The sequence below is a fragment of the Streptomyces sp. NBC_00425 genome (assembly GCF_036030735.1).
GTDB lineage: Bacteria > Actinomycetota > Actinomycetes > Streptomycetales > Streptomycetaceae > Streptomyces.
Genome location: NZ_CP107928.1, coordinates 1,121,496 through 1,145,932, shown reverse-complemented (window position 1 = coordinate 1,145,932; position 24,437 = coordinate 1,121,496). Strand labels below are relative to the sequence as shown.

17 protein-coding genes are annotated in these 24,437 nt (G+C 71.8%); 11 read left to right on the top strand and 6 right to left on the bottom strand.

Features of this window, described 5'->3' with window-relative positions:
• The first annotated feature begins 98 nt into the window (after positions 1-98).
• Complete coding sequence (locus tag OHS82_RS05005) at positions 99-893, top strand: VOC family protein (RefSeq protein ID WP_328436022.1); 795 nt, start codon at positions 99-101, stop codon at positions 891-893.
• A gap of 57 nt (positions 894-950) precedes the next feature.
• Here OHS82_RS05005 and OHS82_RS05000 read toward each other — a convergent pair whose 3' ends face one another.
• Positions 951-1,685 (bottom strand): FadR/GntR family transcriptional regulator, encoded by a 735-nt coding sequence (locus tag OHS82_RS05000; RefSeq protein WP_328433369.1) that lies wholly within the window; start codon positions 1,683-1,685, stop codon positions 951-953.
• Between the two features lie 381 nt (positions 1,686-2,066).
• Between OHS82_RS05000 and OHS82_RS04995 the strand changes: the two genes are divergently transcribed.
• A complete protein-coding gene (locus tag OHS82_RS04995; protein ID WP_057576768.1) occupies positions 2,067-2,999 on the top strand; it encodes a PmoA family protein in 933 nt (310 codons plus the stop codon).
• Between the two features lie 193 nt (positions 3,000-3,192).
• Here the strand turns inward: OHS82_RS04995 and OHS82_RS04990 are convergent, their stop codons facing one another.
• Positions 3,193-3,516 (bottom strand): antibiotic biosynthesis monooxygenase family protein, encoded by a 324-nt coding sequence (locus OHS82_RS04990; protein ID WP_057576769.1) that lies wholly within the window; start codon positions 3,514-3,516, stop codon positions 3,193-3,195.
• 223 nt (positions 3,517-3,739) lie between these two features.
• Here OHS82_RS04990 and OHS82_RS04985 point away from each other — a divergent pair, with 223 nt between their 5' ends.
• The 4 genes from OHS82_RS04985 to OHS82_RS04970 all read left to right on the top strand — a co-directional run bounded on the left by OHS82_RS04985 (position 3,740) and on the right by OHS82_RS04970 (position 8,897).
• Positions 3,740-5,884, top strand: coding sequence for an ATP-binding SpoIIE family protein phosphatase (locus OHS82_RS04985; RefSeq protein ID WP_328433368.1), 2,145 nt, complete (start codon positions 3,740-3,742; stop codon positions 5,882-5,884).
• A gap of 98 nt (positions 5,885-5,982) precedes the next feature.
• Complete coding sequence (locus OHS82_RS04980) at positions 5,983-6,741, top strand: IclR family transcriptional regulator (RefSeq protein ID WP_057576773.1); 759 nt, start codon at positions 5,983-5,985, stop codon at positions 6,739-6,741.
• A 113-nt stretch (positions 6,742-6,854) separates the two neighbouring features.
• On the top strand, positions 6,855-8,009 hold the full coding sequence (locus tag OHS82_RS04975) for a PP2C family protein-serine/threonine phosphatase (RefSeq protein ID WP_328433367.1): 1,155 nt from the start codon (positions 6,855-6,857) through the stop codon (positions 8,007-8,009).
• A gap of 57 nt (positions 8,010-8,066) precedes the next feature.
• The gene (locus OHS82_RS04970) at positions 8,067-8,897 is read left to right on the top strand and encodes a hypothetical protein (RefSeq protein WP_328433366.1); all 831 of its coding nucleotides are present in this window, start codon (positions 8,067-8,069) and stop codon (positions 8,895-8,897) included.
• A 121-nt stretch (positions 8,898-9,018) separates the two neighbouring features.
• Here OHS82_RS04970 and OHS82_RS04965 read toward each other — a convergent pair whose 3' ends face one another.
• The 4 genes from OHS82_RS04965 to OHS82_RS04950 all read right to left on the bottom strand — a co-directional run bounded on the left by OHS82_RS04965 (position 9,019) and on the right by OHS82_RS04950 (position 16,129).
• Positions 9,019-10,179, bottom strand: a complete 1,161-nt coding sequence (locus OHS82_RS04965) for an RICIN domain-containing protein (protein ID WP_057576777.1) — start codon at positions 10,177-10,179, stop codon at positions 9,019-9,021.
• Between the two features lie 4 nt (positions 10,180-10,183).
• Positions 10,184-11,680 carry a family 43 glycosylhydrolase gene (locus OHS82_RS04960; protein WP_328433365.1) on the bottom strand — a complete coding sequence of 499 codons (1,497 nt, stop codon included), beginning with the start codon at positions 11,678-11,680 and terminating at the stop codon, positions 10,184-10,186.
• Positions 11,677-14,937, bottom strand: a complete 3,261-nt coding sequence (locus OHS82_RS04955; RefSeq protein WP_199863716.1) for a discoidin domain-containing protein — start codon at positions 14,935-14,937, stop codon at positions 11,677-11,679. Before OHS82_RS04955 ends, OHS82_RS04960 begins: the two co-directional genes overlap by 4 nt.
• A gap of 163 nt (positions 14,938-15,100) precedes the next feature.
• Positions 15,101-16,129 carry a LacI family DNA-binding transcriptional regulator gene (locus OHS82_RS04950; protein WP_057576783.1) on the bottom strand — a complete coding sequence of 343 codons (1,029 nt, stop codon included), beginning with the start codon at positions 16,127-16,129 and terminating at the stop codon, positions 15,101-15,103.
• A gap of 204 nt (positions 16,130-16,333) precedes the next feature.
• On the opposite strand from OHS82_RS04950, the gene OHS82_RS04945 reads away from it, so the two are divergent.
• From OHS82_RS04945 to OHS82_RS04925, 5 genes are all read left to right on the top strand, one after another.
• On the top strand, positions 16,334-17,647 hold the full coding sequence (locus tag OHS82_RS04945; RefSeq protein WP_057576785.1) for an ABC transporter substrate-binding protein: 1,314 nt from the start codon (positions 16,334-16,336) through the stop codon (positions 17,645-17,647).
• Between the two features lie 265 nt (positions 17,648-17,912).
• Positions 17,913-18,875, top strand: coding sequence for a carbohydrate ABC transporter permease (locus OHS82_RS04940; RefSeq protein WP_328433364.1), 963 nt, complete (start codon positions 17,913-17,915; stop codon positions 18,873-18,875).
• 29 nt (positions 18,876-18,904) lie between these two features.
• Positions 18,905-19,726 carry a carbohydrate ABC transporter permease gene (locus tag OHS82_RS04935; RefSeq protein ID WP_328433363.1) on the top strand — a complete coding sequence of 274 codons (822 nt, stop codon included), beginning with the start codon at positions 18,905-18,907 and terminating at the stop codon, positions 19,724-19,726.
• 121 nt (positions 19,727-19,847) lie between these two features.
• Entirely contained in the window at positions 19,848-22,007 is a 2,160-nt protein-coding gene (locus OHS82_RS04930; RefSeq protein ID WP_328433362.1) for a glycoside hydrolase family 127 protein, read from the top strand.
• 224 nt (positions 22,008-22,231) lie between these two features.
• Complete coding sequence (locus OHS82_RS04925; protein WP_328433361.1) at positions 22,232-24,418, top strand: glycoside hydrolase family 127 protein; 2,187 nt, start codon at positions 22,232-22,234, stop codon at positions 24,416-24,418.
• Positions 24,419-24,437 lie beyond the last annotated feature (19 nt).

Here is a 24,437-nt window from a genome sequence, read left to right as displayed (position 1 = left end):
ACCACCCGTTCGGTCCCCGGCCCGCTGCGGCCGACGCGCGGTCGCCGGAGCGCGGTGCCACGCTGAGGACGTTGACGGATCTGCGAAAGGGCGACGCCGTGATGACCACCGACCCCACCCCCGGCGCCCCCTGCTGGCTCGACCTCGGCGCCCCGGACGTCCCGGCCGCCGCGGCCTTCTACGGCGCTGTGCTCGGCTGGCGGTACGAGCCCATGGAGGGGCAGGACGCCGAAGGCGGCATGTTCCAGAAGGACGGCAAGACCGTCGCCGGGCTCGGCAAGCTGACCGAGGAGGGGGCCCGCTCCGCCTGGATGATCTACTACACGGTCACCGACGCGGAGGCCACGACCCGGGCCGTCGAGCGTGTGGGCGGTACCGTGCGGCTGGCGACCAGGGACCTCGGAGACTGGGGCCGGATGGCGCAGTACAGCGACCCGCTGGGCGGTCAGTTCGCGGTCTGGCAGCCGGGGAGGAACGCAGGTTTCGAGCTCGTCGACGAGCCGGGCTCGCTGTGCTGGACCGAGCTGTACACGACCGACGCCCCGGCGGCGAAGGAGTTCTACGGCAGTGTGTTCGGCTGGCGTTTCAGCCCGATGGATCTGCCCGGGGGAGGCGGTGAGTACTCCCTCGTCACGCCGGAGGGGCTGCCCGAGGAGCGCATGCAGGGTGGCGTCATGCAGGTCCGCGCGCAGGACCTCGCCCTGGCGGACGGACGGCCCTACTGGCACCCGGTCTTCGCCGTCGCCGACTGCGACGCCGCGGTCGCCGCCGTCACCGGGAACGGCGGCAGTGTGCAGATGGGCCCGGCGGACATGCCGGGCGTCGGTCGGCTGGCCGTCTGTCTCGACCCGTCGAAAGCGGACTTCGTGGTGCTCGCCCCGTCCGGCGGCTGAGCCGGCGCCTCGGACGGCCGGCGCCTCGGACGGCCGGGGCCTCGGACGGCCGGGGCCTCAGACGGCCGGGGCCTCAGACGGCCGGACCGCCGGGCCGGGCGCTCCGTCCGTGCGCAGGTGCTCTCTCAGCCACCCTTCGGTGGTGCTCACGTGCAACAGGGCGGCGGCCTGGCTGAGGGTTGCGTCGCGTGCGGCCAGCGCGTGGAAGATCGCCTCGTGCTCTGCGAGGGTGCGGCCCGCGGCCTGGTCGTCGACCAGGCCGCGCCAGATGCGGGCGCGCAGCGTACGGCCGGAGACGCCCTCGAGCAGGGCGAGCAGTGACTCGTTGCCGGTCGCGGCCACGACGGCGCGGTGGAAGGACGCGTCATGCGCGTTGAGCAGCTCCACGTCGTCGCGAGCCGCTCTCATGGCATCCAAGTGCCGCTCGACCTCGGCCAGTTGGTCGTCGGAGATCCGGGTGGCGGCCAGTGCGGTGGCGACCGGTTCGAGCAGCCGCCGCACCTCCATGAGGTCCTGCAGCGCGGCCGAGTCGCCCTGCAGCAGCTCCACCGCCCCGCCGAGCCCCTCCAGTAGCAGACTCGGCTGCAGGCTGGTCACGTAGGTGCCGTCGCCGCGCCGGACCTCCAGGATCCGGGCCACGGCCAGCGCCTTGACCGCCTCGCGGGCGAGGTTGCGGGAGAGTCCGAGCTGGGCGGCCAGGTCCGGTTCCGGGGGGAGCTTCGACCCCGGGGGCAGAGCGCCGGTGCGGATGAGCTCACGGATCTGCTCGATGGCCCTGTCCGTCAGAGACAACGGGGGCTCCTCCCTTCCCGAGGGTGACGTCGATGGTACTCGGCCGACGGAGGGAGTCGAGCCGACGGGCGGCCGGCACCGTGAACCGGCCGGCCGCCCCGCTCCCCGCCCGGGGCCGGTGACCCCGCGGGCCGCCCTTCGCCCGGGGCCGGTGACCCCGCGGGCCGTCCTTCGCCCGGGGCCGGTGACCCCGCGGGCCGTCCTTCGCCCCGGGACGAGGGACGTGCCAGAGCGCGATGATTCCGTGAAGGCGCTCGCCGCATTCGGACACAGGGGTTGTCCTGACATTCGCCGCGCCCGTAGGGTCGCCTCACGGGGGCAAGCGCTTTCTCCGCTCCGTCACCCACATGGCGACCATGCAACGGGCCCTGAGGAGCGCGCATGAGCATCCGAGTCAGTCACGCGTGCGGCGAGCACATCGCGGTCGCTGCGGCGGACGGGACGGAGATCTTCCGGTACGTGTACCGTCCCGACCCCGACGCGTTCGAGTCGCCCAAACCGTACGCGCACCCGGTGCGCACCCTCGCCGGCCGCACTGTGACCGGCTACCGGCCCAGTGACCACCGCTGGCACAAAGGCCTGCAGATGACGGCGAGCCACCTGTCCGGCCAGAACTTCTGGGGTGGCAACTCCTACGTCCACGGCCGCGGCTACCTGGCCCTGCCCGAACGCGTCGGTTCGATGCGGCACGACGGCTTCCCCGCGTTCACGGTGACGGACGACAGGCTCGCCGTCACCGAGCAGCTCACCTGGGTCACGCACGGCGGCGAGGAATGGGCGCGCGAGCAGCGGGGCCTCACCGTCCACTCCGTCGACGAAGCGGTGGGAGCGTGGGCGCTGGACTGGTCGATCCGGCTCACCAACATCCGCGACGCACCGCTCGTCTTCGGCTCCCCGACCACCGCCGGCCGCGAACCCGCCGGCTACACCGGCCTGCAGTGGCGCGGCCCGCGCGACTTCACCGGCGGCGCGGTGTTCGCCCCGGACGTCGAGGCGGACGCCGGCGCCGCGAAGCTGATGGGCGCCCAGGGCCCGTGGCTCGCCTTCACCGCCGAGCACGACGACGTCGACGCTCACTCCACGCTCGTCTTCGCCCACGCGCCCGAGAACCTCGACGAGCGGAGGGCCATCCACGAGTCGCACTGGTTCGTGCGCTCCGAACCGACCCCGACGGTCGCGTTCTCCTGGGCGTTCTTCGAGGAGTTCGCGCTGCCGCCGGGCGAGTCCTTCGCCTACCGCTACCGCGTGATCGTCGCCGACGGAGTCTGGGACCGCGAACGCGTGGACACGTATCTGCGCAACCTCCCGTGGTGACAGCGTCCGCGCCGCGCGGCAACCGCACCCCGCGGGCCGGCCCGCGGGGGGACCACACCCATAGGCCCGCGCGGGACCGCGATCGCGGCCGGGCGCGCCGACGCCCGCCGGAGCAGCAGTGCACCGCGGCCGGCGGGCGCGGAGCCGCCGGCCCGTGCGGGCCGCCGCGCCCGTCCGGTCCTGCGGTGAGGAGCTACGCCCCCTTGGGCGTCACCTGCTGGGCGACCTCGAACGACCAGAGGGTGGAGGCCGAGGCGGCGGGCTTGGGACGCTCCCCCTCCGAGCCGCCCTGGTGCGCCGCCCTCATCGGGCCCTCGGCCCACGCGCGGAACGACTCCTCGTCACGCCAGCGCGTGTAGACGAGGTAGGTGTCGGTGCCCTCCACCGGCCGGAGCAGCTCGAACCACTCGAAGCCGTCGGAGTTCTCGACGGCGTGACCGCGGGCGGCGAAGCGCTTCTCGAGGGTCTCCCGCTGTTCTGCCGGGACGGTCAGTACGTTGATCTTGACTACGCTCATGCCCCCATCCTGCCCCCGGGGGCGCCCGGGCCGGCAGTCACCCCACCGGTCCGACGGCCCCGGACCCACCGCCGCGCGCTGTGAGGCGGGCCCGCAGCCCGCCGTCTGCGCCCCGCCGCCCGCCGCCCGCCGTCTGCCGTCTGCGCCCCGGCGTCTGCCGCCCGCCGTCTGCCGCCCGTCGCCCGGCGGGGCCCGCGCCCGCATACGGCGTACCGTCGGAAGGGTGGACGACCAGGCCGACCGTCTCGTGTCCCGCGTCGCGCGCGAGCTCGGCGCGCGGGCGGACGAGGTGATCGCCGACGTGGAGAAGGCTCTGCGACGGGAGCTTCCCGCGCTCTGGGAGACTCCGGAGATCGCCCGCACGGTGTCGCAGAACGTCGCCGAGTACATCGTGGCCGGGCTGTCCGCCCTCGCGCACTCGGTCGAGCCGGAGCTGATCGAAGTGCCTTCGGCCGCCCTGGAGCGCTCCCGCCGCCTGGCCCGGTACGGTCTGTCCCTGGACACGATGCTGCGGGCCTTCCGGCTGGCGCAGGGCGTCGTCCTCGACCGGCTCATCGGGGAGCTGCCCCGGTTCACCGCCGACGCCCCCCTGGTCACCAGGGCGACCCGGTACGTGATCGCGACGACGACCGGGTACGTCGACCGCACCTCGGAACAGGACGTCGTCGCGTTCCAGGAGGAGCGCGACCGCCGGCGCCAGTGGCGAATGGCGATGGTGAACGAGGCGGGCGTGCGCATCGGGACCACGCTGGACGTCGCCCGCACCACCCAGGAGCTCGCCGACCTCGCCGCGGAGCGGTTCGCGGACCTCGTCACCGTCGACCTGCTGGACTCCGCGCTGCACGGCGACGACACCCCGGGTCAGGACCGGCTCGCCGTGCGCCGGGTCGCGCGGGCGCCCGCGGCCGCACGCGACGCGCAGCCCCCCGCCGTCGCCGCGTGGCAGCTGACCACCTGCGTCGACGGATCGCCGACGGCGCGCGCCCTGGCCACCGGACGGCCCTCCCGGCACCACGGCGGCCAAAGCCTGGACGGGCGCGGCATCCACTCCACCCTGGTGGTGCCGCTGCGCGCCCGCGGCAGCACGCTGGGCGTCGCCGAGTTCTGCCGGCACCGCACCCCCGACCTCTACGACGACGAGGACCTGCTGCTCGCCCAGGAGATCGCCGCCCGGGCGGCCATCGCCGTCGACAACGCCCGCCGCTACACGCATGCCCGCGCCACCGCGCTCACCCTGCAGCGCAGTCTGCTCCCGCGGCACGCCCCCCAGCAGTCGGCCGTGGAGGTCGCCCACCGATATCGTCCGGCCGGCGGCCAGGCCGGGGTGGGCGGCGACTGGTACGACGTCATCCCGCTGTCCGGGGCCCGGGTCGCCCTCGTGGTGGGCGACGTGGTCGGCCACGGCATCCACGCCGCCGCCACCATGGGCCGGCTGCGGACCGCCGTGCGCACCCTCGCCGACATCGACTTGCCGCCCGACGAACTCCTCACCCACCTGGACGACGTGGTTCTGCGCCCCTCCGGCGAGGCCTCCGACGACCCGGACGGGGACCCGGACGAATACCTCGGCGAGACGGGGGCCACCTGCCTGTACGCCGTCTACGACCCCGTCTCCCGCCGGTGCACCCTGGCCCGCGCCGGCCACGTCCCGCCGGCCCTGACGAACCGGGACGGGACGGTCGAGCTGCTGGAGCTGCCGCCCGGGCCGCCGCTCGGGCTGGGCGGCCTGCCCTTCGAGGCGACGGAGGTGGAACTGCCGGAGGGCAGCCTGATCGCCCTGTTCACCGACGGACTGATCGAGGCCCGCGACCATGACGTCGACGCGGGGCTCACGCGGCTGCGCCACGCCCTCGCCCGGCCGGAGGCCTCCCTGGAGGCGATCTGCGACAGCGTCCTCGAAACCATGCTGCCCGACCGTCCGGACGACGACGTCGCCCTCCTCCTCGCGCGCACCCACGCCCTCGGCGCACGCCAGGTCGCCACCTGGGATCTGGACGCCGACCCGGCCGCCGTCGCCCGGGCCCGTTCGGACGTCTCCCGGCAGCTGGGCGAGTGGGGTCTGGAGGAGCTCGCCTTCACCGCCGAGCTGGTGGTCAGCGAACTGGCCACCAACGCGATCCGCTACGGCCGGCCCCCGATCAGGCTGCGCCTCATCCACGACCGCGGACTGCTGTGCGAGGTCTCCGACGGCAGCAACACCACTCCGCACCTGCGCCGGGCCCGGGTCTCCGACGAGGGCGGACGCGGCCTGCTGCTGGTCGCCCAGCTGGCGGAGCACTGGGGCACCCGCCACGCCCGTCGCGGCAAGACGGTCTGGGCCGAGCTGAGCGAGTCGGCGGAGTTCCCGGCGTCCGCGTTCGCCGGGTGACGGCGACGGCCGGTGCGCGCGCCGGAACCGGCGGCGTCACGACGGGGCGGGCGGCCTCGTGTCTTGCCTGCCCGGTCCGCCAGGCGCACGCTGGTCGTATGAGTGCGCGGGACGGCCCCACGCTCATCACCTCCGTGCAGCGGGCGTTCCGTCTGCTGGAGGCGGTGAGCGAGCACGAGAACGGTGCGCCGGCGAAACAGCTGGCGCGGGAGTCCGGGCTGCCCCTGGCCACCGCCTACCACCTGCTGCGGACCCTGGTCCACGACGGCTACCTGCAAAAACTCCAGGACGGCGGGTTCATCCTCGGCGACAGACTGCAGACGTTGCACACCGCGGGCCGCGGCCAGGCGCTGCTCAGCCGGGTCCGTCCGACGCTCGCCGCGCTGCGGGACGAGCTGACGACCGCCGCCTACCTCACGTTCTACGAGGAGGGCGAGATCCGGGTCGCCGAGATCGTGGACGGCCCCCGGACGCCCCGCGTGGACCTGTGGGTCGGTTTCGAGGACGCGGGGCACGCCACCGCCCTCGGCAAGTCCGTCCTGCGGGAGATGGACGACGACGCCCGCCGGGACTACCTCTCCCGCCACCAGCTCGCCGACCTCACCCCGAGGACCATCACCAGCGCTCCGGAACTGATCCGGCGGCTGGACGCCTCGCCCGTGGCCCCGGCCGTCACCGATCTGGAGGAGTACGCCCTCGGCACGGTCTGCGTCGCCGTCCCCGTCTACAGCGGTGACGTCATCGGCTCGCTCGGCGTCTCCCTGCCCGCCGACCGGCTGTCCCGGATCGAGCAGGTCCGGGACCGGCTGATCCCCACCGCGAACCGCGTGACCAGGACTCTTTCGCTGCGCGCCTGATCGTTCATTATCTGAAAAGCTGCGCCTTGTGAGCGATGGCAGGCCTCCCGTTTCCTAGAGGAAACGGACATATGTGATGTGCCCCGGGGCACGGTGAGGACTGCATACCCAGCATGAGTCAGGCCCGGAACCATGGCGGCGAGCCCATCCCGACGCGGCTGTTCGGACACCGACCGGCAGGTCCCCTCCTGCCCGTCCTGATCGTCTTCGTCGTCGTGCTCGTCGATCTCGTCGGCGGAGCGGGGATGACCTGGCTGCCCCTGCTGGCGGCCGGACCGGCGCTGGCCGCCACCACGAACGGGCCGCGTGGCGTTCTCTGCGTCGGACTCCTGGCCGCCGTGCTCGGTACGACGCTCGGCGCCCGGGACGGCGCGCCCGGCCCGGAGCTGGCCGCCGTGCTGGCCGCCCTGCTGGCCGTCACCCTGGCGAGCGCCCTCGCCGGCGCGCTGCGCTCACGCCGGGAGCGGGTGCTCGCCGACGTGCGTTCCGTCGCGGAGGCCGCCCAACACGCCCTGCTGAAGCCGGTCCCCGCCACGGTCGGGCCCTTCGAGGTGGCCGTCCGCTACAGCGCCGCCGCCGCGGAGGCGAGGATCGGCGGGGACCTCTACGCGCTGGTGCCCACCCCCTACGGCGTCCGCCTGATCGTCGGCGATGTGCGGGGCAAGGGGTTGCCCGCCGTGGGGACGGCCGCCCTCGTGGTCGGCGTCTTCCGCGAGGCCGCCTACGACGAGCCCGATCTCCTCGCCGTCGTCGACCGGATCGAGCGGAGCCTGGCACGCAACCTCGGCGCCGACGACTTCGTCACCGCCGTCGTCGCCGGGCACCCGCGCCCCGGGGAGCTGGAAGTGGTGAACTGCGGACACGCGCCGCCGCTGCTGGTGCGTTCGTCCGGGGACGTCGTGGCCGTCGAGAGCCCCCACCCGGCCCCGCCCCTCGGCCTGCGCGCCCTCTCCGACCAGCGGCCCGACCGCCAGGTGCTGCCGTTCGCCGACGGGGACCAACTGCTGCTCTACACGGACGGCGTCATCGAGGCCCGCGATCGCCACCGGGAGTTCTACCCGCTCGCCGAAGGACTGTCCCGCCACCTCTGCGACGAGCCGGCGCGCACGCTCGACTCGATCCACGAGGAACTGCTGACGCATGTCGGCGGACGGCTGCACGACGACGCGGCGCTGCTGCTGATCCGTAAGCCGACGGCGGGCCCGGCCGAAGCAGACGTCCCCCAACCGGCCCTGGAAGGGGCGGCGTTGGGAGAGCGGGCCGTGTGACCACGGTGACCCGGGCGACCTCTGTGATCGCCGTGACGGGTGTTGCAGACTGTGCCCATGACACGCATGAGGAAGATCGCGGCCGCCCTGCTGGCCGCATCGGGCGCACTGCTCGCGTTACCCCCCACCGCCTCTGCCGGCCCCGCCGAACCCACCGCCTCCGCCGACCGCCCCACCCGCGCCGCCGGTGACACCGTCTCCCGCAAGACCTTCGTCCGCGAGGACTTCGACCGGCTCCCGCTCGGTCCGGTCACCGCGGGCCACGGCTGGACCACCGACGCCAAGGACGGCTCCCTGACCGTCGAACCCAGCAGCACCGGCCACGGCCGCGAACTGCGGCTGCACACGGAGGGCAACGGCCGCGCCTTCCTCGTCCTGTCCGATCTCGCACCCGCCGGGAACAGTTTCTGGGCCCGGCTGCGGCTGCGCGTCGACGGGTTCCCGACCGCTCCCGACTGGGCGCACTGGACCGTCGCCGAGGTGTCCGGCGCCGACGACCCCACGCTGGTACGCCCGTTGGGTGGCCAGTACGTGCCCACCTCGCAGGCGAACTTCTGGGGCGTCGGCTCCGATCTCGGCCCCACCGGGGACTGGACCGCGTGGCGCACCTCCGCTCCCGCCACGGCCGCGACCTGGGCTTGCGTGGAGTTCCATCTCGACGCCACCGACAACCGCGTCACCGTGTACCAGGACGGCGTGGAGCGCTCCGATCTGACCGTCTCCACCAAGGAGCACGGGGGCAGTGCGGACGACTTCGTCTTCCCCCGCTTCGACAAGCTCAAGCTGGGCTGGCAGCTGTACCAGGCCGGCCCGACGCCCTCGTCGTACGACGTCCGCATGGACGACGTGGCGCTCAGCACCCGGCGGGTCGGCGGGTGCGCCCCGTGACAGGGAGCGTGTCGCACGCAGTGCCGCGGTACAGGGACGCGTGACGACACACCTCGGCGGGGCGTCGGTGCGACGCCCCGCCGAGGTCCACGGGGCCCCCGCGGGCCCGCCGCGCGCCGGGTCAGGACAGGAAGCTCCCGTAGGGGCCGCCCAGGATCTGGTTCTTCTGGCTCTGGCTGAAGTGCGTGTCGGGGTAGTCGTAGAAAGACGCGGACATCGGTGTGCCGTCGGTCGAGGACGAGTCGGGCAGACCGAACGCGTGCCCGAGTTCGTGGACCATCCCGCCGTACCAGCGGTTCATCGACTGTCCGCTGGTGCCCGCGGCGCCGTCGGCGTCGTGCCCGCTCAGGACGACCCAGCCGGGGCTCGCGCCCCCGCCGGCGCCTTCTCCCTCGGCGCTGATCTCGCCCACGTTCAGCCAGCGGCTGTCGGGGTTGTTCAGGCCGAACTTCCTGGCGAGTTCGTTCTGCATGTTGGTGACGGCCCACCAGTAGCGGTCGCCGCCGTTGGGCGTGTTCTCGTACCAGCTCCGGGGCTGGTCGCCGTTCACGACCTCCACCACGGTGGTGTTCAGCTTGAAGGTCTTGCCGAGCTCCTGCCGGTAGTAGCGCTGTGCCTCGCGCATCACCTTGGCGATGCCGTCGGGGTACCTCTGGTCGAACGGGACGTCGGAGGGCTTCAGCCAGTACACCCGGACGGTCTTCGTGGGCGGAGTGGTCGGGCCGCCGCCGCTGCCGGTGAAGCCGGGCAGCCGCCAGGTCCGGGCCGCGGCGCCGGTGCAGGGCAGCTGGACGAGGCCGGTGCCGGAGGCCGAGGAGTCGCCGGCGGGGGTGACGCACTTGCCGGAGGACACCGACTGCAGACTGAAGACGTCGGTGGTGCCGCTGACCGTCACGGGCACGAGACGGAACTTCTGACCGGCGCCCGTGCCGCAGGCCCGCTGGACGATCGTGGCGTTGTCGGCGCCGGACGCTCCGTTGACGTCCACGCACCGTCCGCCGGCCGACGTGCCGATGCCGTACTGGTCGGTGGTCCCGCCGACCGGGGTGAAGGTGAAGTTCTGGTTGGCCTCGCCGTGGCAGGTCCACTGGATGAGCTGGAGTCCGTCGGCGGTGGAACTGCCCGGCACGTCCAGGCAGTTGCCGCCGCCGCGGTTGACCGCGGTGGAGGCGAACGCCGTCGCGGCGTGGACGGGCGGCGCGATCGCGACGGCGCCCATGACCGCACCGAACATCAGCGTGAGCACCATCGCCCAGAGGGGGAGGAACCGGGATCGGGTCATCCGACTACTCCCCCGAGGGTGCGGGCAGGGTCACGCCGAGTGCCACCGGGGCGCCGAAGTTAGGCGTGCCGTCGGCGTTCCAGGTGAACTTCTGCGCTCTGGTGGTCCGGTTCATGTCGCAGCCGCCGCTCGTGGAGTTGTTGGCGTGGTAGACGATCCAGTCCTCGGTGCCGTCCGGTGACTTGAAGAAGCCGTTGTGCCCAGGTCCGTAGACGCCGTTGGCGTTGGATCGCTGGAAGACCGGGTTGGGCGACTTGACCCACGAGGAGGAACTGAGCGGGTCGCCGCCGTTGTAGGTGAGCATGCCCAGCTTGTAGTCGGGTGTGGAGCAGTGACTGGCCGAGTAGACGATGAACGTCTTCCCGCCCCGCTGGAGGACCTCGGCGCCCTCGTTGACCGCGCCGCCCACCGTCTCCCAGCTGTAGGTCGGTGTGGAGAGCACGCGGCGGGTGCCGCTCGCCGTCCAGGGGTTGGACAGCGGCCGGATGAACATCGGCTGCGAGCCGTTGTAGAACGTGCCCAGCAGGTAGAGCTGTCCGTTGAGCTGGAGGATGCCCGGGTCGAGCTCCCAGGTGTCGTCCTGGGTCGGGTCGAGCAGGTCGGCCTTGAAGCTGTAGGGACCCATCGGGTCCAGCCCGGTGCTCTCCAGCACGTGGATCCGCTGGGTGCCCAGGTCGTAGGGCTCCCGCCCGGCGGTGTAGTAGAAGTACCACCGCTTGCCGTTCGGACCGTCGAGCAGATGGAACTCCGGCGCCCACATGGTGCCGGCGCCGTTGGGCCGGGTGAGGTTGAAGATCACCTGGTCGGAGGCGGAGGCGAGGCCGGCGAGGGTGCTCGCCTTGCGCATGGTGACCGTCGAGTTCCAGGTCGTGGTGGCGAGGTAGTAGTAACCGTTGTAGTACGTCAGCCAGGGGTCGGGTCCGTGCTGGGAGAGCGGGTTGGTGAAGGTCTTCGTCCCCGTGCCGCCGCCGGCGAAGGCGGGCAGCCGCCACACCCTGCCGCCCGCCGTGGCGCAGGGCAGCTGCACCAGGTCGGTGTTCGAGGCCGACGAACCGCCGCTCGGCGTCACGCACTTGCCCGAGCTCACGGAGACCAGGTTGAAGGTCTTGTCGGTTCCGCTCACCGCCACCGGCACGAGTCGCCACTGCTGGTTGGTCCCACCGTGGCAGGGCCACTGGATGATCGCCGCGTTGTCCGCCGTGGACGCCCCGTGGACGTCGACGCACTGGCCGGACTGCCCGGTGATCGAGTAGGTGTCGGTGGTGCCGGAGACCAGGGTGTACCCGAAGTTCTGGTTGGCGCCCGCGGCGCAGGCGAAGGCCCGCAACTGGGCCCCCACGGTCGTCGAACCCCCGGGCAGGTCGAGGCAGTTGCCGCCGCTCTGGTTGACCCCCGTCGAGGTGAACGCGACGGCGGCGGAGGCGGTGGGCGGCGCCACCAGGAAGGCGACCGCCGTGAGGAGTGCCGCGACGAGCGCGGACAGGCATCTGGAACGGGTCACGGTCCGTACACCTTTGCTTCGAGGAGGCCGACGGAGTCGGTGCCGTTGCCGGTGAGCAGCACCCGTAGCCGTGTGGTGTTCACAGCGGTGAAGGAGACGGAGTTGTACTGGTTCCTGGCCAGCGGATAGCCGCTCGCGCCGGGCACGTCGGCGTAGGCGCTGCCGTTCCAGTACTGGAGCTTCCAGGAGGCCGGCATGTCGATGCCGTCGTCGTCGTCGAAGAAGTACACGTCGGCCCTGTCGACGTTCTTCGCCGACGGCCAGGTCAGCTCGGCCCACTGCTGACCGGTCTGCGGCCAGGTGCCCCAGCGCGGGTTCACCGTGTCGTCGGACGACGGCGGGTCCACGCCGTCGTTGATGGCGGCGACGCTTTCCCAGGGGGAGGTGTACGACGCGGTGGGCGTCGCGGACGTCGCCAGGTTGGCCGGTGGCTGGGGTGGCTGGGCGCCGCCCCGGTTGTACGCCTTGACCTCGGTGAGACCGGTCTTGGCACCGGAGGCGTTGGTGGCCAGGATCCGCACGCGCTGGGCGGTGACCGCCGGGAACTGCACCAGGTTGTAGTTGGCCCGTGGCGCTGCCGGACTCTTGCTCTGCCCCGGCACGTTCACCCAGGAACTGCCGTTGTGGTACTGGACGGCGTAGGCGGACGGCGCCCGGTAGGTGGCCGAGGCCGGGCGGCTGTCCTTGAAGTACAGGCGCATCTCGTTCAGTGTGCGGGCCGTGCCGAAGTTGAGTTCGTACCAGTCCTGACTGTTGGGGGACCCGCCGGCGCCCCAGAAGGGTTCGTTGGTGGGATAGCCGTCCACCGCGCCGGAGACGTTGCTGCCGGAGCCGGTGTAGGAGGCGGTGGTCGTCGCCCCGGCGGCCAGGTTGGTCAGGTCCGCGGTGAGGTCGACGCCGGCCTTGGCGAGCATGTCGACCATGCGGGGGCTGTTCTGCACGACCTGCTGGGGGGCCTGCAGTCCGGACACGGCCGTGTGGTGGGTGACCGTGCCGCTCGTGGTGACGTCACCGGTGGCGGGGTCCCAGGTGAAGGGCACGAGTGAGTTGACGGTGGCGGCCCGGGTGCCGTTGACGTAGATCGAGTAACCCTCGGGGACGCCGGGATAGCGCACCACCCCGTCGGCCGGGTCGTCCCAGACGATCGACAGGTCGGCGTTGCGGTAGCGGAGGTTGTTGACGGTGAAGTGGCTCCAGCCGATGTTGATCGGCGAGACCTCCACCTTGGCGTCGTTGCGCGGCCGCAGCCCCGCGACGTCCTCGATCACCGTCCAGTTGCTGCTGCCCAGGATGTTGTGGTGGATCCACGAGCGGTAGTCGATGCCGCTGCCGTTCCAGTCGGCCCAGAACTCGTTGGCGTCGGGCCACTGGGTGTTGCCGCCGACGTACTGCGCCCAGGTGTTCCAGTACAGCAGCTTCTTGTAGTCCGTGGCGTTCATCCACGAGTTGGGGTAGTTGCGCAGGACGGAGGAGTACAGCCGGAACTGCACGGTGGAGTTGATGGTGGAGAAGTTGTTGGAGCCGGGGTTGCCGGCGTCGGCCGCCGCCTTCTTGTCGACCTGGTTGGCGGTGTAGAAGGGGAACACCGGGTACTGCGCGGGGTCGTCGTAGAGGCGCAGGGCCTGCTTGTACGTCGCCGTGTTGGGGACGGCGCCGACCGAGAACGGGTAGTAGTTGTTGATCTCCTTCCAGGGGACCCACTCGTTGGTCGACTTCAGCCGGTGCTCGAACAGCTGCCGGCCCGGGTTCCACAGGACGTTGACGATGGCGTCCTTGATCTGCGTCGCGAGGGTGCGCATCTCGGCGGCCTTGGCGGTGTTGCCGGTCGCCTCGTAGGCCTGGGCGGCGGCGAGCGCGCCGCTGTACTGGTAGGCGGACTCGGCGCGGTCCATGGAGCCGGGCTTCCAGTGGAAGGAGACCGCGTCGGCGTCGTTGCCGGTGAGCGCGCCCCAGTCGTACTCGATCAGCTTGTTGTTGTCGTGGTCGTAGTAGGCGAGCTGGCCCTTGACGTCGCCCTCGGCGTAGCGGGCGAGGTTGCCGGCGATGGCCGGCTGCCCTCCGTGGATCTGGTAGCTCTTCCAGGCGGCTTCGGCGATGAACTGGGTGTAGCTGTTGGACCAGTTCTCCGGGTCGCCGGGGTTGTCGAGGAAGCGGCCGCCCTTGGAGGTCTGGCCGACGCTGAGCCAGTCCCCGTAGGCGTAGGACGGGTCGCGCAGGTACTTGAGGTCGTCGATGTGCATGGGCTGGGTGAGCGCGATCGCGTTGTTGTACCCGAGGACGCCCTCGGTCGACGTCGGGAACTGGAAGGTCTGCCCGGGGATGTCGGCGTCGAGGTTGTTGAAGCGCATCAGCCACCAGCGGTAGTAGATGTTCTTCTTGATCGCGGGCTCGGGCACGTCGATGTAGGGCACGTTCTTCGCCCACCACAGGTTGTAGGCCTTGACGTGGGTGGCGAACGCGGTGGCGTCGCTGTAGCCCGCGTAGGCGTTGTACTCGGTGAGCGACTCGGGGATCTCGTCGGTGACGAAGCCCATCACGAGCTTGGCGGTCACCGTGGCTCCGGCGCCGATGGTGACGGACCGGTTGAGGCCGCCGCCCGAGACGCTGAATCCGTCGCCGGTGAGCCGCGGCCGGATGGTGGTGAGGTTGTTGTAGGCGTTGACCTGGCCGGTCAGCTCGCTGCCGCTGCCCGTGGTGGCGTACGGCGACGTCGCCCGCAACTGCAAGGTGGTGGAGCTGCCGCCGTTGTTCTTGATCGACAGGTTGGTGACGGCGACGTTGTTCCCGGTGATGAACTTGGTCTGGGTGACCGCGATCGAGCCGCTGGTGTGGACGCTCCTCCAGTGGCTCGGGACCTGCCGGCGCTGGGAGACCTGCTCGGTGAAGGCGCCCGGGGTGATCGCGACGGTGTAGGCGTTGTTGTCGTTGACGCTCTCCCAGTAGGCGACATGGCCGCCGAACCCGAGGACCGCGGGGTTGTGGGTCTTCATGAAGAGTGCCCGCCCCCGGCTCATCAGCCAGGGTCCCGCCGGGTCGTCGCCGGAGCGGGCGAGCAGGCGGTCCATCCAGAAGTCGGTGCCGGAACTCTCGGCGTCGTAGATGCTGCGCATCATGTCGCCGGGCGTGTAGGCGACGGGCGGTGCCGGGATCGCGGGCCCGTTGAAGACGGGGAACCCGATGGTCTGCGCGGCGGAGGCCGGGCTGACGGAACAGACGGAACACAGGATGAGCACGAGGGCGACGAGGAGGCGCTTCATGGGCTCCCTCTCCGGTTGGCGGTATCGAGGTGTCATGCGCCTGACATACGTGCGAGGAAACTCACCTAAAAGGTTTTCGCAACGTAGGAGCGACCTGATGCCCTGTCAAGGGAAAGCGCTTCAGCGCGAGTTCACCGGCGCTCAGGGCCCCGGGGAGCGAGGCTCAGGACAGCGGCGCCGTCGACTCCCGGATGACCACCCGGCCGCGCACCGTCTCCATCCCCGAGCGCTGCGCCCCGCCGATCGCGAGGAACAAGGCGTGTGCGGCCGCCCGCCCCACCTGTTCCAGGTTCATGTCGACGCTGGTCAGCGGCGGGCGCGAAGAGGCGGTCAGGACCTGCCAGTTGTCGAAGCCCATCACCGCCACGTCCTCCGGCACCCGGTGGCCGCGCTCCCGCAGGACGTCCATGACGCCGCGGGCTATCTGGTCGCTGCCGCACAGCACGGCGTCGAGATCCGGATGCCGGTCCAGCAGCAGCGCGGTGGCCGCCCGGCCCCAGCCCTCCGACCAGGCGCCGAACCGCGGTTCGCCGACCGGGGCGAGGCCGGCGGCGGCCAGCGCGGCCCCGGCGCCCTCGGCCCGCTCCCGGGCCGCGAGGTACCCGGGGTCGCCGGTGATGTGCGCGATCCGGCTCCGCCCGCAGGCCAGCAGGTGTTCCACTGCGATCCGGCCGGCGTCGACGCTGTCCGGGACGATGGACAGATCCGCCGGATCGTCCGACGGCGCGTAGGCGTAGACGACGGGCACGGGCAGCTCGCGTCCCAGCGACGGGCGCGGGTCGGTCCGGCTGCCCACCACGATGAGGCCGTCGACGCGGCGCCCCAGCAGAGCCCGGACATGGTGCTGTTCACGGATCGCGTCGCCACGGGCGTCGCACAGGAACACGGCGACCTCGCCCGCCCCGAACGCGTCCTCCGCGCCCATCAGGATCGGGATGCTGAAACGGCCCTCGAGGTCGCTGGTGAGCAGACCCACGGTGCCCGACCGTCCCACGAGCAGTCCGCGGGCCAGCTGGTTGGGCCGGAAGGCCAGCCGTTCGGCGGCCTCGATCACCCGCTGCCGGGTCTCGGCGCGCACCTGGCTGCGGCCGTTGAGCGCCTTGGACGCGGTGGCGATGGACACGCCGGCCAGCCGGGCGACGTCGCTGAGCGTGGCGGGGTGCGAACGAGAGGTGCCGGGGGCCGGTGTCATGGGGATCTCCTGTCGCGCGGCGCGTGAGTAAACCGTACGCGAGTTGTTTCGGCCGTGGCCCGGCCCAGGCGATTTCACAGGTTTCGGCGGAGCTCTCAATACCGCTTGCTGCAGGGGGATTGACGGGCTGTCAGCCGGGTCCTAGCTTTCAGAAAGCCTTTTCGGTTCCTTTCCGTTCGAAGAGCCCACACTAGGGGGATCGTCATGGGGAGCACGACCGGACCACGTGGACCCGTTCGCAGACTCGCCGTCGGCGCCGTCGCGTTCCTCGCCGCTGCGAGCCTCATCACGGCCTGCGGATCGGGGGACGGCGATTCTGCCGGCGGATCCGGCCGGACGGCCGACGCCAAGGGCGTCGACGACGGCGCCACGCTGACGATGTGGACGCGGGCGGCCACCCGGCCGCAGAGCGAGGCCCTGGTCAAGGCCTACAACGCCAGTCACAAGAACAAGATCGAGCTGACCGTCGTCCCCACCGACGACTACCAGGCCAAGGTGGGCGCGGCGGCAGGTTCCCACGACCTCCCCGACCTCTTCGCCTCCGATGTGGTGTTCGTGCCGAACTACACCACCAGCCGGCTCTTCGCCGACCTCACCCAACGCATCGACGCCCTGCCCTTCGCCGCGAGCCTGGCCCAGTCGCACATCAAGGCCGGCACGTACAAGGGCAGGAAGTACGTCGTCCCGCACACGCTGGACCTGTCGGTGCTCTTCTACAACAAGGACCTCTACCGCAAGGCCAAGCTCGACCCCGAGAAGCCGCCCGCCACCCTCGCCGACTGGGACCGGCAGGCCCGGGCCGTCGACGCGCTGGGCAACGGAGTCGACGGCACCTTCTTCGGCGGCAACTGCGGCGGCTGCGGCGTCTTCACCTGGTGGCCGTCCATCTGGGCCGGGGGAGCGGAGGTGCTGAACAAGGAGGGCACCGGGGCGAACCTCGACTCCGCCACCGCGAAGAAGGTCTACGACACCTACCGCGGATGGGTGAAGGACGACATCGTGGCCCCCGGCGCGCGCGACGAGACCGGCGCCACCTGGACCGGCGTCTTCCCCAAGGGCAAGGTCGGGGTCATGCCCATGCCGTCGACCACGCTGGGCCTGATGCCCAAGAACCTCGACCTCGGCGTCGCTCCCATCCCCGGACCCGACGGCGGCAGGTCCACCTTCGTCGGCGGCGACGCCGTCGGCGTCTCGGCCACCAGCAAGAAGGTCGACCAGGCCTGGAACTTCCTCGCATGGTCACTGGGCGACGACGCCCAGGTGAACGTGGTCGCCGCACACAAGGACGTCGTGGCCCGCACCGACCTCGCCGCCAACAAGTACTCCGCCGCCGACCCCCGTCTGGTAGCCGTCAACCAACTGGTCGCGGACGGCCGCACCCCGTACGCCCTGAAGTTCGGACAGACCTTCAACGACCCCAACGGGCCCTGGCTGTCCCTGATGCGCGACGCGGTCTTCGGCGACGGGGCGTCGCTCGAGAAGGACAACAAGGCCGTCACCGCCTCCCTGGCCGACTGACCCGCACGACCTCGCACGGCACGGCACGCGAGGGCGCACGGCACCGACGCACGACGAGGGCGCACGGCACCGACGCACGACGAGGGCGCACGGCACCGACGCACGACGAGGGCGCACGGCACCGACGCACGACGAGGGCGCACGGCACCGACGCACGACGAGGGCGCACGGCACCGACGTACGACGCGGGCGCACGGCATGGAAACGCGGCCGGACGCCGTGCTCCCGCACGACCCCTCCCCACCGCACACGGCAGAGGAGAGCCATGCAGGTCAAGGCGCCCGACCGGGCGACCGCCGAGCAGCCGCCCCCGACGCAGCGTCCCGCCCGCCGCCCCCGCACCACCGCCCCGCGCCGGCATTCCCGGAGGATCCAGGGCCTCGCGTACGCCGCCCCCACGGCCGTCTTCGTCATCGTCTTCTTCCTGCTGCCCCTGCTGCTGGTCGGACAGATGTCCCTCGACGACTGGCCGCTGCTCGCGGGGGACCAGGGGGCCAACGCCCCCGAGAACTACACCGACGTCATGGACAGCCCGCTGTTCTGGCCCGCCGTCCGCTTCACCCTCCTCTACACGGCGGTCGTCACCGTCGTCCTCCTGGGCCTGGCCCTGCTGCTCGCCCTGCTCGTCCAGGAGTCCCGCCCCGGCGCCGGCTTCTTCCGCACGGTCTACTTCCTGCCGGGAGCCGTCGGCCTGGCCTCGGCCTCGCTGCTCTTCTGGGGCCTGTACAGCCCCACCACCGGACCGCTCAGCAGCATCCTCGAACACCTCGGCCTCGTCGACGGCCCGGTGTCCTTCCTCGGCACCCCGACCTCCGCCCTGCTGTCGACGGTCTTCCTCGTCGTCTGGAAGTTCGCCGGCTTCTACATGCTGATCCTCCTCGTCGGCCTGCAGCGCATCCCGCACGAGGTGTACGAGGCCGCCCGGATGGACGGCGCGAGCCGCGGCCAGATCTTCCGCTCCATCACCCTGCCGCTGCTGCGTCCGTCGCTCGCCCTGTCCCTGCTGCTCTGCGTCACCGGCTCACTGCTGGCCTTCGACCAGTTCTTCGTCCTCACCAAGGGCGGACCCGACAACAGCACCGTCACCGTCGTGCAGCTCATCTACCGCGAGGCGTTCCAGCGGCTGAACCTCGGCACCGCGGCCGCCCTGTCGATCCTCGTGCTGGGCGCGCTGCTGCTGCTGAACGCCGTGCAGTTCCGCGGTCTGCGCCGCTCCGACGAGTCATGACCCCCGCCTCCTGGAGAAGGGACACCCCGGTGCTCACCCGAGCCCTCGGCCGGACGCCCCACTACGTCGCCGCCGCAGGACTGGCCGTCATCTTCCTCTTCCCGCTGCTGTGGAACGCCTGGGCCTCGGTCAGCGCCCAGCCCGGCACCGCGCAGGAGTCCGGCCACGGCCTCGGCAACTACCGCACACTGCTCGACTACGACGCCGGGCTGTGGCGCTACCTCGGCAACAGCACCCTCGTCTCCGTGCTCACCGTCGCCCTGACCCTCGGGGTCTCGCTGCTCGGCGGCTACGCCTTCGCACGCTTCGAGTTCCCCGGCAAGAACCTGCTGTTCCTGCTGACCCTGGCGATCCTCATGGTCCCCTACGCCACCCTGCTCATCCCGCTGTACGTGCTGCTCGGCAGGCTCCATCTGCAGAACTCGCTGCTCGGGCTGAGTCTGGTGCTGGCGATGTTCCAACTGCCGTTCGCCACCTTCATGATGCGGATCTCCTTCGAGGCGGTGCCGCGCGAACTGGAGGAGTCGGCCCTCGTCGACGGCTGCGGCACCGCGGGCGCCCTGCGCCGGGTCCTGCTTCCGGCGGTGCGGCCGGGACTGATCACCGTGGGTCTCTTCGCCTTCCTCGCGGCCTGGAACGACTTCATCGCTCCGCTGATCCTCATCTCCGACAGCCGCAAGGCCCCCCTGCCGCTCGCCGTCGCGAACCTGCGGCAGCAGAGCATGGGCGCCGTCGACTACGGCGCGACCGAGGCCGGGGTGGTGGTTCTCGCCGTGCCCTGCCTCCTCCTCTTCCTGCTGCTGCAACGGCACTACGTACGGGGCTTCATGTCGGGCGCGCTCAAGGGCTGAGGCGCCGCGCGACCGGCCGGACCGCCGCCGAGGCCGGACCCACCGGGACCGACGACCACCTGAACACCCTTGACGGGCAACCGAGAGGACGAACCGAAGGCATGAACTGGTGAGGGAGAACATGACGGGGTCAGCCGTCCTGCCGGTGGCGCCGAGCCGGGGGCTGCTGCGGCCGCTGGGTCTCGACGAGGTCACCATCACCGGGGGCTTCTGGGCCCTGCGCCGACAGGTCAACGCGACCGCGACACTCGACCACTGCCGCGACTGGATGGAACGCGTCGGCTGGACGGGCAACTTCCGCGCCGCGGTGGAGGGCCGGATCCACCGGGACCGGCGTGGCCGCGAGTTCGCCGACTCCGACGTCTACAAACTGATCGAGGCCATGGCCTGGGAGGCCCGCCACGGCTCCGGCGCCGCGCTCGACGCGCAGATCGCCGCACTCACCGACACCATCGCTCCCGCCCAGGAACCGGACGGCTACCTCAACACCGCCTTCGGCCGCCCCGGGCAACAGCCCCGGTACAGCGACCTCGAATGGGGCCACGAGCTGTACTGCTACGGGCATCTGATCCAGGCGGGCGTGGCCCAGATGCGGGCCCGCGGCGAGGGCGAACTGGCGAAGATCGCCCGGCGCGCCGCCGACCACGTGTGCGCGGCCTTCGGCCCTGGTGGCATCGAACGCGTCTGCGGGCACCCGGAGATCGAGACGGCCCTGGTGGAACTGGCCCGGACGACCGGCGAGCAGCGCTACCTCGACCAGGCCGCGCTCTTCGTCGACCGCCGCGGCCGGCACACCCTCGCCGAGTCCGAGTTCGGCCGCGCCTACTACCAGGACGACGTGCCCGTCCGGGAGGCCACCACGCTGCGCGGCCACGCCGTACGCGCCCTCTACCTCGCGGCCGGCGCCGTGGACGTGGCGGTGGAGACCGGGGACGACGCGCTGCTCGCCGCGGTCGTCCGGCAGTGGGAGACCGCCGTCGCCCGGCGCACCTACCTGACCGGCGGCATGGGATCCCACCACCGGGACGAGTCCTTCGGCGACGACTTCGTCCTGCCCCCCGACCGCGCCTACTCCGAGACCTGCGCGGCCGTGGCCTCCGTGATGCTCAGCTGGCGGCTGCTGCTGGCCACCGGTGAACCGCGCTACGCCGACCTCGCCGAGCGGACCCTGTTCAACGTGGTCGCGACCTCCCCGTCCGAGGACGGCCGGACCTTCTTCTACGCCAACACCCTGCACCGGCGCCGCCGTGGGACGACGTCCGCCGCCGACGAGCAGAGCCCGCGCGCAGATTCGGGCCTGCGCGCCCCCTGGTTCGCGGTGTCCTGCTGCCCGACCAACGTGGCGCGGACCCTTGCCCTGCTGCCCGCCTACCTGGCGACGGCCGACGACGACGGCGTGCAACTGCACCAGTACGCCGACGCCGAGCTCGCCACCTCCCTCGCCGGCGGCCGGAACGTCGCCCTGCGGGTGCGCACCGACTACCCGACCGGCGCCAGCGTGAGCGTACGGATCGACCGGTCGCCGGAGCACCCCTGGACCCTGTCGCTCCGGGTGCCCGCCTGGGCCACGGGCGCCGACGCCCGACTGGTCGACCCGGACGGGGTGGGCCGCGCTGTCTCGCCGGGCACGGTCGCCGTCACCCGGCGCTTCCGGCCCGGCGACGAGATACGGCTGGAGCTGCCCGTGGCCCCGCGCTGGATCGCCCCCGACCCCCGCATCGACGCCGTACGCGGCACCGTCGCCGTCCAGCGCGGGCCGCTCGTCTACTGCGCCGAGTCCGTCGACCTCCCGCCGGGCCACGAGGTCGACGCCGTCCGGGTGAACCCGTCCGTCCAGCCGCAGGACGGGCCGGACGGCAGCGTCGTGGCGTCGGGCGCACTGGTCGCGGCGCCGGACGCGCGAACGGCGGAGTCCGGGACCCCCGGTGAGTCCACCGATCCCGCCGCAGAAACAGACGGAGAAACAGACGGAGAAACAGACGGAGAAACAGACGGAGAAACAGGCGGCGAAACAGGCGGCGAAACAGACACGGGAACAGACGCGGATACGGATGCCTATACGAATACAGATACGAAGACGGATACGAACGCGGATGGACGGGCCGGGCCGGACGCCGACACCCGGTGGCCGTACGCGCCGCTCGACGAGGCCGCCGCGCCGGTCGGAGAACGTGCCGACATCGTTCTCGTGCCCTACCACTCCTGGGCGAACCGAGGCCCCTCGACGATGCGCGTGTGGCTGCCCACGACGCCACCGCCGGCCGAACCCCCCGGGAGGTAGACGTGCGTCGACCGGGCGCCCTCGTGCGCCGCGGAAAGCGCCGGGCCCGCGCGGGGCCCCGGGGCGGCGGACCCGGGTGAGGAGCACCGGCTCCGACGCCGGCCTGACGAGCCCCGGCCCTCGGCGACATCCGCTCCGGCCATGACGTCCCCACCGTCCGACCCGGCCATGACGTCCACACCGTCCGACCCGACCACCCACGCCCCCACGATGGGAGTCCGACCATGTCCCAACCCCCCTCTCGCCGCCATCTGTTGAGGATGGCCACCGGGACCGCGGCCGCGGCGCCGCTGCTGAACGCGACTCCCGCGGCGGCCCGTGCCGCCGCCGGGCCGGCCACGGCGACGACGGCCTCCCGAGCGTCCGCCGCTTCCGCGGCTCCCGCCGCGGCCGTCGCGCCCGTCCCGCCGACCTGGGCCGTCCAGCCCTTCGCACTGGACCAGGTGACCCTCGGCGACGGTGCGTTCCGCCGCAAGCGCGACCTGATGCTCGGCTACGCCAGGTCCTACCCGGCCGACCGGATCCTCGCCGTCTTCCGGGCCAACGCGGGGCTCGACACCCGCGGCGCCCTGCCGCCGGGCGGCTGGGAGACGTCCGACGGCAACCTCCGCGGCCACTACGGCGGCCACTTCCTCACGCTCATCTCCCAGGCGTACGCCGACACCCGGGAGACCGCCCTCAAGACCAAGCTCGACCACCTGGTGACCGCGCTGGGAGAGTGTCAGCGGGCACTGGCCGAACACGGCTCGCCGAAGCCGAGTCACCCCGGTTACCTGGCGGCCTACCCGGAGACCCAGTTCATCCTGCTGGAGAGCTACACGACCTACCCCACCATCTGGGCCCCCTACTACACCTGCCACAAGATCATGCGCGGGCTGCTCGACGCGCACACCCTGGCCGGGAACGCACAGGCGCTGACGATCGCCTCGAAGATGGGCGACTGGGTGCACAGCCGCCTCGGACGCCTGCCGAAGGCGCAGTTGGAGCGCATGTGGTCGATCTACATCGCCGGGGAGTACGGCGGGATGAACGAGGTGATGGCGGACCTGTACGCGCTCACCGGCCGGGCGGAGCACCTCGCCGCCGCCCGCTGCTTCGACAACACCGCACTCCTGGACGCCTGCGCCGGCGACCGGGACGTCCTGGACGGCCGGCACGCCAACCAGCACATCCCCCAGTTCACCGGCTACGTGCGGCTCTTCGACCACACGGGTGAGCCGCAGTACGCGGCCGCGGCCCGCAACTTCTGGGGCATGGTCGTGGGTCCGCGCACCTACAGTCAGGGAGGCGCCGGCAAGGGGGAGATCTTCCGGGCGCGGGGCGCGATCGCGGCCACCCTGGGCGAGGACAACGCCGAGACCTGCGCGACGTACAACATGCTCAAACTGAGCCGTCAGCTGTTCTTCCACGCACCGGACGCCGCCTACATGGACTACTACGAGCGCGGCCTCACCAACCACATCCTGGCCTCCCGCCGGGACGTGAGCAGTACGACGAGCCCGGAGGTCACCTACTTCGTCGGCATGGGCCCGGGGACGGTGCGCCAGTACGACAACACCGGCACCTGCTGCGGCGGCACCGGCATGGAGAACCACACCAAGTACCAGGACTCGGTGTACTTCCGCTCGGCCGCCGGCGACGCGCTGTACGTCAACCTCTACCTCGCCTCGACGCTGCGGTGGCCGGAGCGCGGGCTGGTCGTGGAGCAGACGAGCACGTATCCGGCGGAGGGCGTCCGCACGCTGACGTTCCGCGAGGGCGGTGGCGGCCTCGATGTGAAGCTCAGGGTCCCCTCCTGGGCCACGGCCGGCTTCACCGTCGCCGTCAACGGGGTCCAGCAGCAGGTGTCGGCGGTCCCCGGCAGCTTTCTCACCCTGCGCAGGGACTGGCGGCGCGGCGACCAGGTCACCGTCTCCGCGCCCTACCGGCTACGCGTGGAGCGGGCGTCGGACGATCCGTCCGTGCAGTCCCTCTTCCACGGGCCGGTCCTGCTGGTCGCGCGGAGCCAGGCCGCGGACTTCCGGCAGTTCTCGTTCTACAAGGACTTCACCCTGCGCGGTGACCTGGCCGACGTGATCCGTCCGCAGGGCCGTCCGCAGTACTTCACCACACACGGTCTGACCCTGGCCCCGTTCCATGTCGCGGACGACGCCCGGTACCACGCCTACTTCCGGCGCGTGGAGCCGGTCGTCGTCTTCGGCGCGTCCGACTCGGGCGTGCCGAACCGCTCCCGCGGCGACGGCCTGACCTTCCTCGACGTCCTGTGGCAGCAGGCGCCGTTCTCGACGTCCGCCGCCTTTCTGGCCGCGGTGCGCGCCCTGGCCGACGCCTGGCAGGCCGACGGACGGTTCACGCAGGCCGAACGGGACCGCGTCGTCGCCGCCGCCACCGCCGCGAACCTGCGGCGCTGACGGCACGGCGCCTGAGCCA

Coding starts and splice junctions, on each gene's coding strand:
- OHS82_RS04995 (WP_057576768.1), top strand. CDS start 2,067: ATGAGCATCCGAGTCAGTCACGCGTGCGGCGAGCACATCGCGGTCGCT.
- OHS82_RS04990 (WP_057576769.1), bottom strand. CDS start 3,516: ATGAGCGTAGTCAAGATCAACGTACTGACCGTCCCGGCAGAACAGCGG.
- OHS82_RS04980 (WP_057576773.1), top strand. CDS start 5,983: ATGAGTGCGCGGGACGGCCCCACGCTCATCACCTCCGTGCAGCGGGCG.
- OHS82_RS04975 (WP_328433367.1), top strand. CDS start 6,855: ATGAGTCAGGCCCGGAACCATGGCGGCGAGCCCATCCCGACGCGGCTG.
- OHS82_RS04970 (WP_328433366.1), top strand. CDS start 8,067: ATGACACGCATGAGGAAGATCGCGGCCGCCCTGCTGGCCGCATCGGGC.
- OHS82_RS04965 (WP_057576777.1), bottom strand. CDS start 10,179: ATGACCCGATCCCGGTTCCTCCCCCTCTGGGCGATGGTGCTCACGCTG.
- OHS82_RS04955 (WP_199863716.1), bottom strand. CDS start 14,937: ATGAAGCGCCTCCTCGTCGCCCTCGTGCTCATCCTGTGTTCCGTCTGT.
- OHS82_RS04950 (WP_057576783.1), bottom strand. CDS start 16,129: ATGACACCGGCCCCCGGCACCTCTCGTTCGCACCCCGCCACGCTCAGC.
- OHS82_RS04945 (WP_057576785.1), top strand. CDS start 16,334: ATGGGGAGCACGACCGGACCACGTGGACCCGTTCGCAGACTCGCCGTC.
- OHS82_RS04940 (WP_328433364.1), top strand. CDS start 17,913: ATGCAGGTCAAGGCGCCCGACCGGGCGACCGCCGAGCAGCCGCCCCCG.
- OHS82_RS04930 (WP_328433362.1), top strand. CDS start 19,848: ATGACGGGGTCAGCCGTCCTGCCGGTGGCGCCGAGCCGGGGGCTGCTG.
- OHS82_RS04925 (WP_328433361.1), top strand. CDS start 22,232: ATGTCCCAACCCCCCTCTCGCCGCCATCTGTTGAGGATGGCCACCGGG.